Source organism: Streptomyces sp. UF-297 (genome assembly GCF_058245575.1).
Genome location: NZ_JBSIBZ010000050.1, coordinates 12,864 through 29,183, shown reverse-complemented (window position 1 = coordinate 29,183; position 16,320 = coordinate 12,864). Strand labels below are relative to the sequence as shown.

The following is a 16,320-nucleotide window of genomic DNA, read 5'->3' as shown; positions in this document are numbered from 1 at the left end:
GTCACCGGTCGACGCCTCCCATCACGGGATCGATGGATGCGACGGCGACGATGACGTCGGCGACCTGGCCGCCCTCGCACATCGCCGCCATGGCCTGCAAGTTGGTGAAGGACGGGTCGCGGAAGTGGACGCGGTAGGGGCGGGTGCCGCCGTCGCTGACCATGTGCACGCCCAGCTCGCCCTTGGGCGACTCCACGGCCGTGTACGCCTGTCCGGGCGGGACCCGGAATCCCTCCGTCACCAGCTTGAAGTGGTGGATCAAGGCCTCCATCGAGGTACCCATGATCTTCTTGATGTGGTCCAGGGAGTTGCCCAGCCCGTCCGGGCCCAGCGCCAGTTGGGCGGGCCAGGCGATCTTCTTGTCCGCCACCATCACCGGGCCCGGCTCCAGCCGGTCCAGGCACTGCTCGATGATGCGCAGCGACTGGCGCATCTCCTCCAGCCGGATCAGGAAGCGGCCGTAGGCGTCGCAGGTGTCGGCGGTGGGCACCTCGAAGTCGTAGTTCTCGTAGCCGCAGTACGGCTGGGACTTGCGCAGGTCGTGCGGCAGTCCGGCGGAGCGCAGTACGGGCCCGGTGGCGCCGGTGGCCATGCACCCGGCCAGGTCCAGATAGCCGATGTCGACCATGCGGGCCTTGAAGACGGGGTTGCCGGTGGCGAGCTTGTCGTACTCGGGGAGGTTCTTGCGCATCTTCTTCACGAACTCGCGGACCTGGTCCACCGCCCCCGGCGGCAGGTCCTGGGCGAGCCCGCCGGGCCGGATATAGGCGTGGTTCATCCGCAGCCCGGTGATCAACTCATAGATGTCCAGGATCAGTTCGCGGTCCCGGAATCCGTAGATCATGATGGTGGTGGCGCCCAGCTCCATGCCGCCGGTGGCGATGCACACCAGGTGCGAGGAGAGCCGGTTGAGCTCCATCAGCAGCACGCGGATGACCGAGGCCCGGTCGGGGACCTGCTCCTCGATGCCGAGCAGCTTCTCCACGCCCAGGCAGTACGCCGTCTCGTTGAAGAACGGCGTCAGATAGTCCATGCGGGTGACGAAGGTCGTGCCCTGCGTCCACGTACGGAATTCGAGGTTCTTCTCGATTCCGGTGTGCAGATAGCCGATTCCGCAGCGGGCCTCGGTGACGGTCTCACCGTCGATCTCCAGGATGAGCCGGAGCACGCCGTGCGTGGAGGGGTGCTGCGGGCCCATGTTGACGACGATCCGCTCGTCGTCGGTACGGGCGGCGGCCGCCGCCACCTCGTCCCAGTCGCCGCCGGTGACCGTATAGACCGTGCCCTCGGTCGTATCGCGGGGAGTTGCGTGGGATGCAGTCATCAGCTGTACGACCTCCGCTGGTCGGGAGCCGGGATCTGGGCGCCCTTGTACTCGACGGGGATGCCGCCGAGCGGGTAGTCCTTGCGCTGCGGGAAGCCCTGCCAGTCGTCGGGCATCATGATCCGGGTGAGCGCGGGGTGGCCGTCGAAAATGAGGCCGAAGAAGTCGTAGACCTCGCGCTCGTGCCAGTCGTTGGTCGGGTAGATGTCCACGATCGAGGGCAGGTGCGGGTCGGCGTCGGGCGCCGAGACCTCCAGCCGGATCAGCCGGTTGTGGGTGATCGAGCGCAGGTGGTAGACCGCGTGCAGCTCGCGCCCCTTGTCGCCGGGGAAGTGCACCCCGCTCACGCCCGTGCACAGCTCGAAGCGCAGCGCCGGGTCGTCCCGCAGGATCCTGGCGGTCGCCGGCAGGAACTCACGCTCGATGTGGAAGGTCAGCTCCGCGCGGTCCACGACCGTCTTCGCGATGACGTTCTCGGGGACCAGCCCCGCCTCGTCCAGGGCTCCTTCGAGCTCGTCGGCGACCTCGTCGAACCATCCGCCGTACGGCCGCGAGGCGGCACCCGGCAGGCGTACGGTGCGCACCAGCCCGCCGTAGCCGGAGGTGTCACCGCCGTTGTCGGCGCCGAACATGCCGCGCTGGACGCGGACTTCCTCGCCGCCGTCACCGCGCTGCCCTGGCAGATTCTGGGCGTTGAGGTCTTTTTCGGGGTTGACGCCGTTGGACGCCCCGGTGGAGTTGCCGTTCACCGCAGCAGCCCCTTCATCTCGATCGTCGGGAGCGCCTTGAGCGCCGCTTCCTCCGCCTCGCGGGCCGCCTGCCTGGCATTCACCCCGAGCTTGGTCTCCTGGATCTTCTGGTGCAGTTTGAGAATGGCGTCCATCAGCATTTCCGGCCGCGGCGGACAGCCCGGCAGATAGATGTCCACCGGCACGATGTGGTCCACGCCCTGGACGATCGCGTAGTTGTTGAACATCCCGCCCGACGAGGCGCAAACACCCATGGAGATGACCCACTTGGGGTTCGGCATCTGGTCGTAGACCTGCCGCAGTACGGGCGCCATCTTCTGGCTCACCCGGCCCGCCACGATCATCAGGTCCGCCTGCCGCGGCGAGCCGCGGAAGACCTCCATGCCAAAGCGCGCGAGGTCGTAGCGGCCCGCGCCGGTGGTCATCATCTCGATGGCGCAGCAGGCCAGGCCGAAGGTGGCGGGGAAGACCGATGACTTGCGCACCCAGCCAGCGGCCTGTTCGACGGTGGTCAGCAAAAAGCCGCTGGGCAGCTTCTCTTCAAGTCCCATTGGTGGCCCCTAGTCCCATTCCAGGCCGCCGCGGCGCCAGACATAGGCGTAGGCGACGAAGACGGTGAGCGCGAAGAGGAGCATCTCCACGAGCCCGAACAGCCCCAGGGCGTCGAAGGTGACGGCCCAGGGGTAGAGGAAGACGATCTCGATGTCGAAGACGATGAAGAGCATCGCCGTCAGGTAGTACTTGATCGGGAAGCGGCCGCCGCCGGAGGGCTGTGGGGTCGGCTCGATTCCGCATTCGTACGCCTCGAGCTTGGCCCGGTTGTAGCGCCTGGGTCCGACAAGAGTGGCCATGACGACGGAGAAGATCGCAAAGCCTGCCCCGAGGGCTCCCAGTACGAGGATGGGCGCGTAAGCGTTCACCGTCCTCGCTCCCTTCAGTCGACGATGACTGGATGGCGGTCCGCCCGGACCCGCTTGCCGCCTCATGGAGATCGTGCGTATGTGAGGCAGTTCACAAGCCCGAGCCGCCTGCATCCTATGCCCGACGGTCTGTGATCTGCGACACGGGGTACAACAACGCCTTTGTGATCTCCACCACCTGACGAAGGATCATGAAGTCGGATCAGCGGTGATCTTCATACGCGAAGCGGCCGAGTGATCACGAGTGGTGACAATTGGCGGTGTTACCCCTGGTCAGCGCCGGGCCGCCTCTATCAAGAGATGGCACGTACAAGCAAATTGGCCCTGAACGCCGTCAACTGGTATGTCGCGTACGCCCGCAGGCGTGACGCGGGCGCGGAGGAAAAGGGGCGGCGGCGAGCGGGGGTCACCCGAAGATCCCTTCCGGCGGTCTCGAAGATCGTCGGCGCGTGCTCTCGTTCACGAGCTGCGGACGATCTTCGGGAGCGGAAAACGGACGATCTTCGCACCCATCGCGCCGACCCTCCGCGTCACGGGCGTCGCGGCCTGGTCACAGGAACATAACGGGCATACAGAAGTGAGCTATCCCACGCGACTTCACGCGATAAATGCTTGACCGCCGGGCAGCCTTGGCGTGGCGGATGTGAAGGTGATAAGCACGCCCGAGGACCTCGCCGGGCGGTAAATCCCATGCGTAGGAACATGATCGCCAATCCGGGGCGGCGCGAACTCCGGTCGCCTGTCGGCCGAAAGTCCGGTTTTTTCAGCGCGTACGCGTCAAGTGTGGCGCAGAACACCTTTGTTGGCAGCAACCTGTGGCTCCTGATAGCCGTGTTGCTATGTCCCCGAACGCACACATACCCAGCCACCGGAAGCCCCGCCGTTCCGCGTCCTCGCGGGCACTGCGTGCAGGGGTCACCGGTGGCATCCTCACCCTCGCGGTGACCGGCGCGGCGGTTCCGGCCAACGCTGCCGACAAGCCCGTCGCCGAGACCCAGGAGATGCCCACCATCTCCCCCGCCGCCCTGGAGACGGCGCTCGCGCAGACCGTCGACACCACGCAGCAGGCTGCCCTCGGCTACGAGGTCAAGGCCGCAGCGGACGCCGCGGGCTCGCAGGCCGCCAAGGACGCCGAGAAGAACAAGGCCGACGCCGAGCGCAAGGCCGAGGCCGAGAAGAAGGCCGAGGAGGCCCGCAAGGCCAAGGCCAAGGAGAAGGAGCAGGCCGAGGCCCGCGCCTCCCGCTCCTCGGAGCGCTCGACGCTGAGCACCAACTCCGCGCCGTCCTCCGCCGGCTCCTCCGACTCCGGCTCTTCCTCTTCCTCCTCCAGCGCCGCCACCGGCAGCACCGCGCAGCTCGTCAGCTTCCTGCGCGCGCAGCTGGGCAAGGCGTACGTCCTCGGTGCCTCCGGCAACGGCGCTTACGACTGCTCCAGCCTGGTCCAGGCGGCCTACCGCCAGATCGGCATCGACCTGCCGCGCACCTCGCAGCCGCAGTCGACCGCCGGCACCCAGGTCGGCCTCGGCAACCTGCAGGTCGGCGACATCCTCTACTGGGGCAGCGCGGGCAGCGCCTACCACGTCGGCGTCTACGTCGGCGGCGGCAAGTTCATCGGCGCCCAGAACCCGAGCACCGGCATCGTCGAGCGTCCGCTGAGCTACAGCCAGCCGACCGGCGCGGTGCGCGTCCTCTAAGGGACACCTCGCTCACCGCAAGGGCCGTCGCTCCCACCGCTCGGGGGCGACGGCCCTTCGGCATGCCCAGGGCCCCGCTGCGGCCCTCACCCGGGCCTGACCACGGCCTTGCCCTCCTCGCCCGCCGTCCGGGGGTCCGGCGCGCGGTCGGCCTCGGAGGGATAGCAGCAGGTGGAGCAGTACCAGCAGTGCTCGTAGGGGTACGACACGTCCCACCACATCGGCTGCCCACAGGCCCGGCACACCGGCGGAAGCTGAACTCTGCGCCCGCCCTGGCGGACCACGACTTCCTGCTGAACCATCACCCCGGCACCGTCTCGCGCCGCTGCCGTCCCCGCCCGCGTATCGCGGCCCACATCACCCTTACGAGGCGGTGGGCCACAAGAAGAGCCGAACCCTCCCCCGCCGAATCCCGCCGGGGGACGATGGGCGGGCGCAGCCCCAACGGCGGCCGATCGCCCCGAAGTTGCCCAGGGCCTTGAATCGCCCGCACGGGGAGTTCCTACGGTGCCGGTGATGGCGGGTGCGCGACGCCCGGAACGTCTCGAGCACACGAAGGAGAACACTCATGACCGACTTCGTACTGGTATCGGGTGGAATGACCGGTGGATGGATCTGGCGTGACGTGGCCGAGGGGCTGCGGGCGGGCGGGCACCGCGCGTACCCGGTGACCCTCACCGGCATGGGCGACCGCCGCCACCTGGCCGGGCCCGAGACGAACCTGGACACCCACGTCGAGGACATCGTCCAGGTCCTGGACAACGAGCAGCTCTCGGACGTCGTGCTCGTCGGCCACTGCTACGGCATCTTCCCCACCCTCGCCGCCGCCGACCGGCGCCCGGAGCGGATCGCCCACCTCGTCTACCTGGACGCGCCGCTGCCCGTCGACGGCGAATCCGTCCTGGGCATGACCCCCGACGAGGAGATGAAGGAGCGGATGCTGCGCCGGGCCGAGGAGTCGGGCAAGGGACGTCTCGTCCCCCCGCCGCCGCTGGACGACTCGCAGTGGGGCAGCCTTGAGGGCATCGCGGAGCAGGAGCGAGAGCGCCTGTCCCTGCTCGCCGCCCCGCAGCCGCTCGGCACCCTGGAACAGCCGCTGCGGCTGACCGGCTCGCACGCCGAACTGCCCTCGACCGGCATCTGCTGCACCGCGAACGGCATGACCGTCGAGGTGGTGCGGTCCCTGGTCGCCACCAGCGACGACCCCAGGTTCCGGCGCCTGGCCGACCCCCGCGTCGGCCTCTTCGACCTCGCCACGGGCCACTGGCCCATGCTGTCGTGCCCCCAGGAGCTGACGGAACTCCTGGTACGCGCGGCGGCGGGCGAGGGGGAACGGCTGACCGTCTGAGCGAATCACCGGGCGTTTACGGAATAGCCCATTCGGTAGATCGGCCCCCTCGCCGGAAGATTCCCTTTCCCGGAACAAAGGCCCCATAGAAACACCCTGACGACCAGGCATAACAGACGTCTCGTCCCTACCTGTCCCCTTCTCGCAGAAGGTGCAGGTAGGGCTTGTCTTATGCCCATGGGCGATAGATGCTAGATGCCATGTGGCAAACCACCATCGGGCTGTTTGCGTGAGGGCAGATGCCAAGGCTGCAGTTAGGAGTAACGCGATGCGCCTACCCGCAGTTGGACCCCTGCCGGACAGCTTGGCCACCAGCAGAGAGCAGGCAAGGTGCCAGACCGCTGTTTGGAGTCGTGCAAGAAGTGCGCGGGCCGTCAGCTTACTGCCCGGCACTACCAGCTGCGTGAAGATGGAGGACCACATGCCCCAGGAGGAACCCGTATTCCAGCGAGCGCGCCTGCGCGATCGCTTGCGCAAGGCACGGGAGAGCGCCGGCCTGAAGCAACGCCAGGTGGCCGAGCAACTAGAGTGGTCGCCGTCGAAAGTAATTCGAATTGAGGCGGGAACTGTCGGTGTGTCCGTAACGGACGTACGGGTGCTTCTGGCGCACTACGGAGTCACGGATCCCGAACAGATCCAGGCGCTCACCGACATGGCCCGCGCGGCCCGGCAGCCACCGTGGTGGGCCACCTACCGCGCGTTGATCGGCCAGGACTTCCAGACCTATCTCGGCTACGAGGGATCCGCCTCCATCATTCGAAACTTTGAGCCCAATCTGGTGCCCGGACTGCTCCAGACCGAGGAGTACGCGCAAGCGGTGCTCAAGGGACTCAAGGTCGGCGAGGAAAGGGCGGAGCAGCTGATCCAGCTGCGTATGGAGCGCCAGGACCGCCTGATGAACCCGGACGGCCCCGAGCTCTTCTTCATCCTCGACGAAGCCGCCGTCCGCCGCGCCGTCGGCACACCGGCGACCATGGAGCGGCAGTACCAGAAGCTGCTGACCGTCAGCGAGTTGACCAATGTGCGGGTGCTGGCCGTCCCCTTCACGGCCGGCATCTACCGACGCTTCCAGTCACCGTACGTGATCTTCGAGTTCCCGAACGAAGAGGACGAACTGGTCGCGTATCTGGAGAACCCGGACGGCTCGCTGATCTTCAGTGAAAAGGCTCTCGGGCGTGATGCGCAGCGGCGGCCGACCGACTATCTCGACGACTTCTGGGAGGTCGAGAAGGGCGTGGCAAAGGACATTACCCAAGAATTCCTCTTCGGCGAACAACAGTGAAGCGGGTGAACTCGGTGGACCGCATGACCTTGCATCCTCAGGGCTCTGGCCGCAGGCGCGAGATTTCCCCGCCGAGTTCACTCACGAACGACTGCCACGCGCCGGAACCGAACGTAATCCATGGGCCGTTCGGGTCCTTGGAATCCCTTACGACGATGGAATCCCGTGCGGTGGCGCAACCGACAACAGCCACCTCAACACAGTTACCCGTCCCCGTGGCCGAGCTCTTCCACCACCGTAAATCGGCACCCTCGAGGCGCATGCGACCCCCATGGATCTGCGATCTCGGGAAAGTTCCTTCAATTGCCGGGCATCCTCGACAGTATGGCTGAGCACCCTTGGCACTGCCAAGGGTGCTACCAACGATTCGACGCCAAAGTTCAAACGGGAGGATGGAAAGAAGAGACATAAGCGAAAGGGAGCCGCACGGCCGAGCCGGCAAGCATCCGGCCGGGGGCTCCCCAGCGCCAAGCATCCCGGTCTGCATCTCCGAAAGGACGCTCTGCCATGGAGTTTACCGGCTCTCCCGCCGAGAGCCACACCAAAGACGCACCCAAGACCAAGGTCTGGAAGGGCTGGGTCCGCACCGCGGGCATCAGCGTATTCAAGGGAATTTGCACGGCTACTGGGGCAGGAGTGGTTTCCCTGCTGATCTGGTGGGTGCAGAACAGGTAGCGCTACCGGGCCGGCTCGCGACAGGAGCGTCACGAGCGGGCCCCACGCGTCAATCGGCCAGGCACTCCCGTACCGACGCGACGAGGCGGTTGGCGCGGGCATCGCCGTGGCCGATCATGCGGTTGGCGACATAGGAGAAGCCGACGCCGAACTCGTCGTCTCCGAAGGCGAACTGGCCGCCCGCGCCGTCATTGCCGAAGCTGCGCTCGCCCAGCAGGGGGCGGAAGGCGGCCGCATCGAGCAGGAAGCCCGATCCCCAGCGCGCGGGCGAGTCCATGCCCGACCAGGTCGGCCCGGCCGACTGCTCGCGCAGGGCGTCGGTGAGGGTGTCCGCGCTCAGCAGCCGCCGCGAGCCGTCGACTCCGGTTGCGGCCGCGGCGTACAGCGTGGCCAGGCCGCGCGCGGTGGAGACGGCGCCCGCCGCGGGGATCTCGGCGCACAGCAGCGCGGGGTCGTTGAAGCCGTGCGGCTCCTCCAGCCCGGGGAAGGCGAGCGCGCCGTTCATCGTCACCATGCGGGTGATCATCGACTCGGGGCCGGGCATCGGGGGCCGTCCCTCGGCCTCCACGAGCCGTGCCAGCTGCGGGAGTTCGGCCTCGGGCAGGCCGATCCAGGTGCGCAGGCCCAGGTCGTCGGCGACGGCCTTGCGGAAGTACGCGCCCGGGGTGAGCCCGGTGATGCGCCGGATCACCTCGCCGAGGAGGAAGCCGAAGACATGGGCGTGGTACTCGTACGCCTCGCCCGGTGTCCACAGCGGTTCCTGCTCCTCGATCGCGCGGGCCACGGGGGCCCAGTCGGCGATCTCCTCGAAGCTGAGCGTGCGGTCCAGGACGGGGAGCCCGGCGCGGTGCGCCAGCACCATGCGCGCAGTGATCGTCTCCTTGCCGGCGCGCGCGAACTCGGGCCAGTAGCGGCTCACCGGGGCGTCCAGGTCCAGCCGCCCCTCCTGCGCGAGGAGGTGGGTGCAGATGCTGACCAGGCCCTTGGCGCAGGAGAAGACGGGGACGAGGGTGTCCCGCTCCCACGCGCGGCCGGTGCGCGCGTCGGCGGTACCGCCCCACAGGTCCACGGCCTTGCGCCCGTCGACGAACACGGCGACGGCGGCGCCCAGTTCACCGAATTCCTCGAAGTTGCGCGCGAAGGTGTCCGCGACCGCCCCGTACCGTTCGTCGGCCCACCCGTTGTGCTGCACCGTGACTCACCCTTTGCCTAGCGCGTCGCCCGTACGGGGCGTGGACCCCGTCGGCCGTTGACCGGTCCACGCTATGGGCCCGCGCCCGCCGCCACCAGCGAATATGTGCAGGCCAGGGCGGGCGGGCAAAAACCGCGTCCACAGCCTGTGGACACTTTTCCGCTCCGCCCGGCCGGGATGCGGCTACGCCTTCGGGGCCACCTTCGAGAGTCCGTTGATGATGCGGTCCATCGCGTCCCCGCCCGTGGGGTCGGTGAGGTTGGCGAGCATCTTGAGGGTGAAACGCATCAACAGGGGGTGGGTCAGGCCGCGTTGGGTGGCGATCTTCATGACCTTGGGGTTGCCGATGAGCTTCACGAAGGCACGGCCCATGGAGTAGTAGCCGCCGTAGGTGTCCTTGAGGACCTTCGGGTAGCGCTGCAGGGCCAGCTCGCGCTGCTGGTACGTGGCGCGGGCGTGGGCCTGGACGATGACCTCGGCGGCGATGGCGCCGGACTCCATGGCGTACGCGATGCCCTCGCCGTTGAAGGGGTTGACCAGCCCGCCCGCGTCGCCGACGAGCAACAGGCCGCGGGTGTAGTGCGGCTGGCGGTTGAAGGCCATGGGCAGGGCGGCGCCGCGGATGGGGCCGGTCATGTTCTCGGGGGTGTAGCCCCAGTCGGCGGGCATCGAGGCGCACCAGGCCTTGAGGATCTCCCGCCAGTCCAGCTCCTTGAAGGAGTGGGAGGTGTTCAGCACGCCCAGGCCCACGTTGGACGTACCGTCGCCCATGCCGAAGATCCAGCCGTAGCCGGGCAGCAGGCGGTCCTGCGCGCCGCGCCGGTCCCACAGTTCGAGCCAGGACTCCAGGTAGTCGTCGTCGTGGCGGGGCGAGGTGAAGTACGTGCGGACCGCGACGCCCATGGGGCGGTCCTCGCGGCGGTGCAGGCCCATCGCCAGGGACAGCCGGGTGGAGTTGCCGTCGGCGGCCACGACGAGCGGGGCGTGGAAGGTGACGGGGCGCTTCTCCTCGCCGAGCTTGGCGTGCACGCCCTCGATGCGCCCGGTGAGGTCGTTGACGATCGGCGCGCCGACGTTGCAGCGCTCATGCAGCCGGGCGCCGGCCTTCTGGGCCTGGCGGGCCAGCTGCTCGTCGAAGTCGTCGCGCTTGCGCACGAGTCCGTAGTCCGGGAAGGAGGCCAGCTCGGGCCAGTCGAGCTGGAGGCGGACGCCGCCGCCGATGATGCGCAGTCCCTTGTTGCGCAGCCAGCCCGCTTCCTCGGAGATGTCGATGCCCATGGAGACCAGCTGCTTGGTGGCGCGCGGGGTCAGGCCGTCGCCGCAGACCTTCTCGCGCGGGAAGGCGGTCTTCTCCAGAAGGAGCACGTCCAGGCCGGACTTGGCCAGGTGATAGGCGGTCGCCGAGCCGGCGGGGCCCGCCCCGACGACGATCACGTCGGCGCTGTGCTCGGTGTGCGCGCGGCTGGACTCGGTCTCGGGCTCCGTCACGGTCACGGCTGGGTCTCCCGGAACTAGATATCTGGGTGCCGACCGGCACTGGTTGCGTGCAGTCTATGGGGGCGTATGTGATCAGAACCTGAAGGGTTGGTCCATGAACGAATCGCTCTCCACCGCCGGCCTGACGCTCCGTGTCCCGACCGAAGAGGACGCGCTGCACTGGCACCGCGTGTTCGACCACCCCGAGGTGATGGAGTTCCACGGCGGGTCGGCGGCCGAGCTGTCGGTGTACGAGGAGCTGACCGCTCGCCAGCGCAGACACCACGCCGAACGGGGCTTCTGTCTCTACTCCATGCTCGATCCCGAGGCCGAGGGCGAAAGCGTCATGGGGTTCACGGGCGCGCAGCCCTGGCCCTATGAGTGGGGCCCGGCGGGCGAGATAGAGATCGGCTGGCGGCTGGGCAGGGCGCATTGGGGCAAGGGGTACGCGACGCGGGCCGCGCAGGCCGCGCTGGATGCCGTACGGGCCGCCGGCGTACGCCACGTGGTGGCGATGGTGGACGCCCGCAACGCGCGCTCGATCGCGGTCACCCAGCGCCTGGGCATGGAGCTGGACCGAACGCTGCAGTCTCCGGCCACGAAGGTGACGGCGCACTGCTACCGGCTGGAGCTGTGAGGCACGAGCCGTGACGGGGGCGCCCGCGGGCGGGCGCCCCTCTTTCTCACCGCTCGGGCTTGGTCCCCCGGTGCAGCGCCACGACCCCGCCCGTCAGATTGCGCCAGGCCACGTCCCGCCAGCCCGCCTTCTGCAGCAGCGCGGCCAGCGCCGGCTGGTCGGGCCAGGCGCGGATGGACTCGGCGAGGTAGACGTAGGCGTCCGGGTTGCTGCTCACCGCGCGCGCCACGGGCGGCAGCGCGCGCATGAGGTACTCGGTGTAGACCGTGCGAAACGGCGCCCAGGTCGGGCTGCTGAACTCGCAGATCACGACCCGGCCGCCGGGCTTGGTGACGCGGTACAGCTCGGCGAGCGCGGCGTCGGTGTCCTGGACGTTGCGCAGCCCGAAGGAGATGGTGACGGCGTCGAAGGAGGCGTCGGCGAAGGGGAGTCGGGTGGCGTCACCGGCGGTCAGCGGCAGCCAGGGGTGGCGCTTCTTGCCCTCGCGCAGCATCCCGACGGAGAAGTCGCACGGCACGACGTAGGCGCCGGTGCGGGTGAAGGGCAGCGAGGAGGTGCCGGTGCCGGCCGCGAGGTCGAGCACGCGCTCGGCCGGGCGGGGATCGATGGCGGCGTTGACCGCCTTGCGCCACAGCCGTGCCTGCCCCAGGGACAGCACGTCGTTGGTGAGGTCGTACCGGGCCGCCACGTCGTCGAACATCGCGGCGACTTCGTGCGGCTGCTTGTCCAGGGATGCTCGGGTCACCCGGCCATTGTCGCCTACCGTCCCCGAGGTGTTTGGACGGGGACGGCCCGATGCCCCCCTCTTGGCATTCGGGCGGTCCATCGGTGCTGCTGCATTGCCTGGGCACTGCTTGCTTCGCATCGTGAGCGGCCGAACCGGCCGTCCCCGCACAGAAGATCCTGCCGGGCGGAAGGAGCCGTTCCGTTGGCGTTGACGCCGCCCTGACGTGGGACGTTGTCGCCTTGACGGATCGTTGACGGGCGGCGCCGACGCGGCAGGTCAGCGCCGCCGGAAGACCAGTCGGCCGTCCAGCGCCGTGGCCAGGCAGCTGCCGTCGCCGGCCAGGACCGCGAAGTCGGCGGGGCCGGAGGCGGCCAGGGTGAGGGGCCGGGGTGCGGGCAGGACGCGGATGCCCGAGCGCTGGACGGCCGTACGTACCGACGGGCGGGCGAAGGAGCCGCACAGGGCGGTCGTGCCCGTCGACAGCAGGCGCTGCACCCCGCGGCGCGCGCTGGCGCCCCAGCGGGTGTCGGTCATGGCGAGGGCGGCCAGGGCCTCGCCGGTCAGGGGCTCGGTGCCCAGCTCGGCGGCCTCGCGGGGGTCGGGGTGGTAGGCGGCTTCCAAGTAGGCCGCGCCGTCGGGCTCGCAGCGCCCCGGGGTCATCACGCCGTCCCACTCCCGTACGCGGGCCCGCTCGCCGTGCTGCGCGTACAGCTGCTCGTACGGGCCGATGGCCTGGATGCGGGCGCCCGAGACGAGGACCGCGTGCCCCGCGGTCGGCTCACCGCCCTCGGTGAGCCGGACCCCGTGCACGCGGTGAAGTGTCAGCACCGACGGCTCAGTTGGCGTCGATGAGCTTGAGTTCGGGGTGGGCCGTGCCGCCCTCGATGGCGGTGGAGGACAGGTGCGAGACCACGCGCTCGTCGACCGGGTCGTCGGCCGGGTCGTCGTGCACGAGGAGGTGCTCGTAGGTCGTGGCGCGCTGCGCCGGGACCCGGCCCGCCTTGCGGATCAGGTCGATGATCTCCATGCGGTTGGAGCGGTGCTTGGCGCCCGCCGAGGAGACGACGTTCTCCTCCAGCATGATCGAGCCCAGGTCGTCCGCGCCGTAGTGGAGCGAGAGCTGGCCGACCTCCTTGCCCGTGGTCAGCCAGGAGCCCTGGATGTGGGCGACGTTGTCCAGGAAGAGGCGCGCGATGGCGATCATGCGCAGGTACTCGAAGAGGGTGGCCTGGGTGCGGCCCTTCAAGTGGTTGTTCTCGGGCTGGTAGGTGTACGGGATGAAGGCGCGGAAGCCGCCCGTACGGTCCTGGACGTCCCGGATCATGCGCAGGTGCTCGATGCGCTCGGCGTTGGTCTCGCCCGTGCCCATGAGCATGGTGGAGGTGGACTCCACGCCCAGCTTGTGCGCCGCCTCCATGATCTCCAGCCAGCGCTCGCCGGACTCCTTCAGCGGCGCGATCGCCTTGCGGGGGCGCTCGGGCAGCAGCTCGGCGCCGGCGCCCGCGAAGGAGTCCAGACCGGCGGCGTGGATGCGCTGGATCGCCTCCTCGACGGAGACCTTGGAGATCCGGGCCATGTGCTCGACCTCGGAGGCGCCGAGGGAGTGGATGACCAGCTGCGGGAAGGCCTGCTTGATCGCCGAGAAGTGCTTCTCGTAGTACTCCACGCCGTAGTCGGGGTGGTGGCCGCCCTGGAACATGATCTGGGTGCCGCCCAGCTCGACGGTCTCCGCGCAGCGGCGCAGGATGTCGTCCAGGTTGCGGGTCCAGCCCTTGGCGGTGTCCTTGGGCGCGGCGTAGAACGCGCAGAACTTGCAGGCCGTCACGCACACATTGGTGTAGTTGATGTTGCGCTCGATGATGTACGTGGCGATGTGCTCGGTGCCGGCGTAGCGGCGGCGGCGCACGGCGTCGGCGGCGGCGCCGAGCGCGTGCAGCGGCGCGGAGCGGTACAGGTCCAGCGCTTCTTCGGGCGTGATCCGCCCACCGTCGGCGGCACGGTCGAGTACGGACTGAAGGTCGGCGTTCTCGGTCACCGGGCGTCCCTTCGGAGGCGGGCATAACGACCGATCCAGCCTACGCCAGCCACCGGAGGCGACCGGCGGCGGCCGGTCGCGCCACGGCGCGGGCCGTGTGCCCCGGGGGCTCAGCCGCCGCCCTTGGTGAGCGTGGCGGCCGGCTTGCCGCCCGCCGCGTCGTCCGAGGTGAAGCTGAGCCTGCCGTCCTTGCCCGCGGTGTACGTCACCCGGGCCTTGGTGCCCGTACAGCCGGGCCCCTGCTTGCCGTCGGAGCGCTCCTCCAGGATCAGCCGGGTGCCGGTGGCGGAGACCAGCTTGGCCTTGGCCGTGCACTGCAGCAGCGAGGCGTCGTAGGTGGTGTGCACCACGTAGTCGCCCTTGCCGCCGGGTGTGATGGTGCTGGTCATCGTGCCGTTGGGGAAGTCGCCGTTCTCGGACATGCGGACCGTGCCGCTCCAGGAGCCCAGGAACGCCTTGGGCACCAGGGAGGCCTGCGCCGGGCCGGACGCGGAGGGGGTGGCCCGGTCCCCGGCGGGCGGACGGGCGGCGCCGGAGTCGCCGCGGCCGCCGTCGCCGGGCAGCAGGTTGAAGACGAAGACGGCGGAGGTGGCGGCGGCCAGCACTCCGGCGACGGACAGCACGAGGGTGCAACTCACCCTGCGGGGGCGGCCCTTGGCGCCGTCGACTCCCTTGCCTCCCTTGGTCGTGAAGCCGCCGACGAGGCCGATGCGGCGCTCCTTGGGAGCGTCGGAGGGAGCTGCGGTGGCGGGCGAGGGCAGCGCCGGGGCGGTCGGCATGCCGGGGGCGTCCGAGACGGCGGGCACACCTGGCGCGGGTGCGTGTCCGGCCGTGGGCCACGGGGCGGGGGTGCCGGGTCTGCCGGATGTCTGACCGGGCGCTCGGCCGGGCACGTGGGCGGGTACCTGGCCGGGCACGTGGGCGGGTCCGGAGGCCGGGGGCGGTCCCTGGCCCGGGATACGGTCGTGGGCCGGCCCGTTGCCGCCCGATCCGTTGCCGGTGTCGAACGGTACGAGGCCGGAGGCGGCCGCGTACGAAGGGTCGGGCGGGCCGAAACCACCCGCAGGTGTGGTGTGCGGCGGGGCCGAGGCGGCCGGGCCGCCGGGCGCGAGGGCCGCCGCGTCCAGGTTCAGCAGCTCGACCGCCTGGCGGCCGACCTGCTCGAGCAGCGGTCCCGGCAGCCATCCGGCGCGCACGAGCCCGGCCGCGCCCGGGCCTGCGTCAGCGGCGCCCTCGGCGGACCGCTCCCCCGCCAGCCGCGCGGCCAGGGCCTGCGGGGCGGGCCGCTCGGCGGGGGTCTTGGACAGGCAGTCCTCGGCCAGCTCGCGCAGGTCGCCCGTCAGGGAGGGGCCCAGCTCCGGCGGTTCGTGGACGACCTTGTAGAGCAGGGCCGCCGAGCTGTCGCCGGAGAACGGGCCCGCGCCGGTGGCCGCGAAGGCCAGCACGGCGCCCAGCGAGAAGACGTCCGAGGCGCCGCCCGCCCCCTTGCCCAGGATCTGCTCGGGCGACATATAGCCCGGCGAGCCGATGGAGACGCCGGAGGAGGTGAGCGAGGCGGTGCCGTCCATGGCGCGGGCGATCCCGAAGTCGATCAGCAGCGGGCCGTCGACGGTCAGCAGGACGTTGGAGGGCTTGACGTCGCGGTGGACCAGACCGAGCGCGTGCACGGCGGCCAGCGCCTCGGCCAGCCCCGCGCCCAGCGCGCGTACGGTGTGCGCGGGCAGCGGGCCGTACGCGGCGACGGCCTGGCTCAGCGAGGGGCCCGCGACATAGCCCGTGGCGACCCAGGGCACCGGCGCGTCCGGGTCCGCGTCCAGTACGGGCGCGGTCCAGGCGCCGCCCACCCTGCGCGCGGCCGCCACCTCGCGCCGGAAGCGGGCCCGGAACTCCTCATCGGCGGCGAAGTGCGCGTGCACGGCCTTGACCGCGACCGTACGGCCGCCCTGGCTGCGCCCCAGATAGACGCGGCCCATGCCACCGGCGCCGAGCCGGCCCAGCAGTCGGTATGCCCCGATGACCTGGGGATCATCCACTCCCAGCGGCTGCATAGCGCGCCTCCCCCCGAGATCCCTGATCCCTCTGTGCCCCCTCTTGCCCGTCGCGGCCCCCGGTCATGCGGCAGCGGCGAAGAACCGGGCGGGCGGCGGTGCACAGCTTATGACCCAGGTCATGCCCGCCCGAGGGGCCCGAGGGAAACCAACGGGCGGCTTTACGCATCAAAGTAGGAAGAAGTTGTCCATCCCTGTCCTTCGGGGCAGCTG

The 16,320-nt window shown here is 69.8% G+C and carries 16 protein-coding genes; 4 read left to right on the top strand and 12 right to left on the bottom strand.

The genetic code is table 11. The features are described 5' to 3' along the window. Position 1 precedes the first annotated feature (1 nt). Genes AC4IJH_RS25645 through AC4IJH_RS25630 form a run of 4 tightly spaced genes read right to left on the bottom strand, consistent with a single transcriptional unit; the run spans position 2 to position 2,993 of the window. Complete coding sequence (locus AC4IJH_RS25645) at positions 2–1,324, bottom strand: NADH-quinone oxidoreductase subunit D (protein WP_490854211.1); 1,323 nt, start codon at positions 1,322–1,324, stop codon at positions 2–4. After that, positions 1,324–2,073, bottom strand: coding sequence for an NADH-quinone oxidoreductase subunit C (locus AC4IJH_RS25640; protein ID WP_490854210.1), 750 nt, complete (start codon positions 2,071–2,073; stop codon positions 1,324–1,326). The genes AC4IJH_RS25645 and AC4IJH_RS25640 overlap by 1 nt, the downstream gene beginning before the upstream one ends. Beyond that, positions 2,070–2,624, bottom strand: coding sequence for a NuoB/complex I 20 kDa subunit family protein (locus tag AC4IJH_RS25635; RefSeq protein WP_490854209.1), 555 nt, complete (start codon positions 2,622–2,624; stop codon positions 2,070–2,072). Before AC4IJH_RS25635 ends, AC4IJH_RS25640 begins: the two co-directional genes overlap by 4 nt. Positions 2,625–2,633: 9 nt before the next feature. Further along, a complete protein-coding gene (locus AC4IJH_RS25630) occupies positions 2,634–2,993 on the bottom strand; it encodes an NADH-quinone oxidoreductase subunit A (RefSeq protein ID WP_030262580.1) in 360 nt (119 codons plus the stop codon). Between the two features lie 839 nt (positions 2,994–3,832). Between AC4IJH_RS25630 and AC4IJH_RS25625 the strand changes: the two genes are divergently transcribed. Beyond that, a complete protein-coding gene (locus tag AC4IJH_RS25625) occupies positions 3,833–4,687 on the top strand; it encodes a C40 family peptidase (RefSeq protein WP_490854208.1) in 855 nt (284 codons plus the stop codon). An 86-nt stretch (positions 4,688–4,773) separates the two neighbouring features. Here AC4IJH_RS25625 and AC4IJH_RS25620 read toward each other — a convergent pair whose 3' ends face one another. Then, positions 4,774–4,989: a hypothetical protein gene (locus AC4IJH_RS25620; protein ID WP_490854207.1), complete on the bottom strand. Its 216-nt coding sequence runs from the start codon at positions 4,987–4,989 to the stop codon at positions 4,774–4,776. Positions 4,990–5,255: 266 nt separating this feature from the next. Here AC4IJH_RS25620 and AC4IJH_RS25615 point away from each other — a divergent pair, with 266 nt between their 5' ends. Together AC4IJH_RS25615 and AC4IJH_RS25610 are read left to right on the top strand one after the other, a co-directional pair. Further along, positions 5,256–6,035, top strand: coding sequence for an alpha/beta fold hydrolase (locus AC4IJH_RS25615; RefSeq protein ID WP_490854206.1), 780 nt, complete (start codon positions 5,256–5,258; stop codon positions 6,033–6,035). A 421-nt stretch (positions 6,036–6,456) separates the two neighbouring features. Beyond that, a complete protein-coding gene (locus AC4IJH_RS25610; RefSeq protein ID WP_490854205.1) occupies positions 6,457–7,317 on the top strand; it encodes a helix-turn-helix domain-containing protein in 861 nt (286 codons plus the stop codon). Positions 7,318–7,354: 37 nt separating this feature from the next. On the opposite strand, the gene AC4IJH_RS25605 is transcribed toward AC4IJH_RS25610, so the two are convergent. The 3 genes from AC4IJH_RS25605 to AC4IJH_RS25595 form a co-directional block, all read right to left on the bottom strand. Then, positions 7,355–7,579: a DUF397 domain-containing protein gene (locus AC4IJH_RS25605; protein ID WP_490854204.1), complete on the bottom strand. Its 225-nt coding sequence runs from the start codon at positions 7,577–7,579 to the stop codon at positions 7,355–7,357. A gap of 462 nt (positions 7,580–8,041) precedes the next feature. Continuing rightward, positions 8,042–9,184 carry a serine hydrolase domain-containing protein gene (locus AC4IJH_RS25600; RefSeq protein WP_490854203.1) on the bottom strand — a complete coding sequence of 381 codons (1,143 nt, stop codon included), beginning with the start codon at positions 9,182–9,184 and terminating at the stop codon, positions 8,042–8,044. 183 nt (positions 9,185–9,367) lie between these two features. Further along, on the bottom strand, positions 9,368–10,672 hold the full coding sequence (locus AC4IJH_RS25595; RefSeq protein ID WP_490854236.1) for a geranylgeranyl reductase family protein: 1,305 nt from the start codon (positions 10,670–10,672) through the stop codon (positions 9,368–9,370). Between the two features lie 103 nt (positions 10,673–10,775). On the opposite strand from AC4IJH_RS25595, the gene AC4IJH_RS25590 reads away from it, so the two are divergent. Next, positions 10,776–11,297 carry a GNAT family N-acetyltransferase gene (locus AC4IJH_RS25590; protein ID WP_490854202.1) on the top strand — a complete coding sequence of 174 codons (522 nt, stop codon included), beginning with the start codon at positions 10,776–10,778 and terminating at the stop codon, positions 11,295–11,297. A gap of 46 nt (positions 11,298–11,343) precedes the next feature. Here AC4IJH_RS25590 and AC4IJH_RS25585 read toward each other — a convergent pair whose 3' ends face one another. From AC4IJH_RS25585 to AC4IJH_RS25570, 4 genes are all read right to left on the bottom strand, one after another. Next, positions 11,344–12,042, bottom strand: coding sequence for a demethylmenaquinone methyltransferase (locus AC4IJH_RS25585; RefSeq protein WP_490854201.1), 699 nt, complete (start codon positions 12,040–12,042; stop codon positions 11,344–11,346). Between the two features lie 258 nt (positions 12,043–12,300). Beyond that, positions 12,301–12,852, bottom strand: a complete 552-nt coding sequence (locus AC4IJH_RS25580) for a hypothetical protein (RefSeq protein WP_490854200.1) — start codon at positions 12,850–12,852, stop codon at positions 12,301–12,303. Positions 12,853–12,859: 7 nt separating this feature from the next. Beyond that, entirely contained in the window at positions 12,860–14,059 is a 1,200-nt protein-coding gene (mqnC, locus tag AC4IJH_RS25575) for a cyclic dehypoxanthinyl futalosine synthase (protein ID WP_490854199.1), read from the bottom strand. Positions 14,060–14,169: 110 nt separating this feature from the next. Next, positions 14,170–16,107, bottom strand: a complete 1,938-nt coding sequence (locus AC4IJH_RS25570; RefSeq protein WP_490854198.1) for a serine/threonine-protein kinase — start codon at positions 16,105–16,107, stop codon at positions 14,170–14,172. Between the last annotated feature and the right edge of the window lie 213 nt (positions 16,108–16,320).

What these genes read in the sequence shown, in the direction of transcription:
- AC4IJH_RS25645 (WP_490854211.1), bottom strand. Translation starts at nt 1,324, where the DNA reads ATGACTGCATCCCACGCAACTCCCCGCGATACGACCGAGGGCACGGTC.
- AC4IJH_RS25635 (WP_490854209.1), bottom strand. Translation starts at nt 2,624, where the DNA reads ATGGGACTTGAAGAGAAGCTGCCCAGCGGCTTTTTGCTGACCACCGTC.
- AC4IJH_RS25625 (WP_490854208.1), top strand. Translation starts at nt 3,833, where the DNA reads ATGTCCCCGAACGCACACATACCCAGCCACCGGAAGCCCCGCCGTTCC.
- AC4IJH_RS25620 (WP_490854207.1), bottom strand. Translation starts at nt 4,989, where the DNA reads ATGGTTCAGCAGGAAGTCGTGGTCCGCCAGGGCGGGCGCAGAGTTCAG.
- AC4IJH_RS25615 (WP_490854206.1), top strand. Translation starts at nt 5,256, where the DNA reads ATGACCGACTTCGTACTGGTATCGGGTGGAATGACCGGTGGATGGATC.
- AC4IJH_RS25610 (WP_490854205.1), top strand. Translation starts at nt 6,457, where the DNA reads ATGCCCCAGGAGGAACCCGTATTCCAGCGAGCGCGCCTGCGCGATCGC.
- AC4IJH_RS25605 (WP_490854204.1), bottom strand. Translation starts at nt 7,579, where the DNA reads ATGCGCCTCGAGGGTGCCGATTTACGGTGGTGGAAGAGCTCGGCCACG.
- AC4IJH_RS25590 (WP_490854202.1), top strand. Translation starts at nt 10,776, where the DNA reads ATGAACGAATCGCTCTCCACCGCCGGCCTGACGCTCCGTGTCCCGACC.
- AC4IJH_RS25570 (WP_490854198.1), bottom strand. Translation starts at nt 16,107, where the DNA reads ATGCAGCCGCTGGGAGTGGATGATCCCCAGGTCATCGGGGCATACCGA.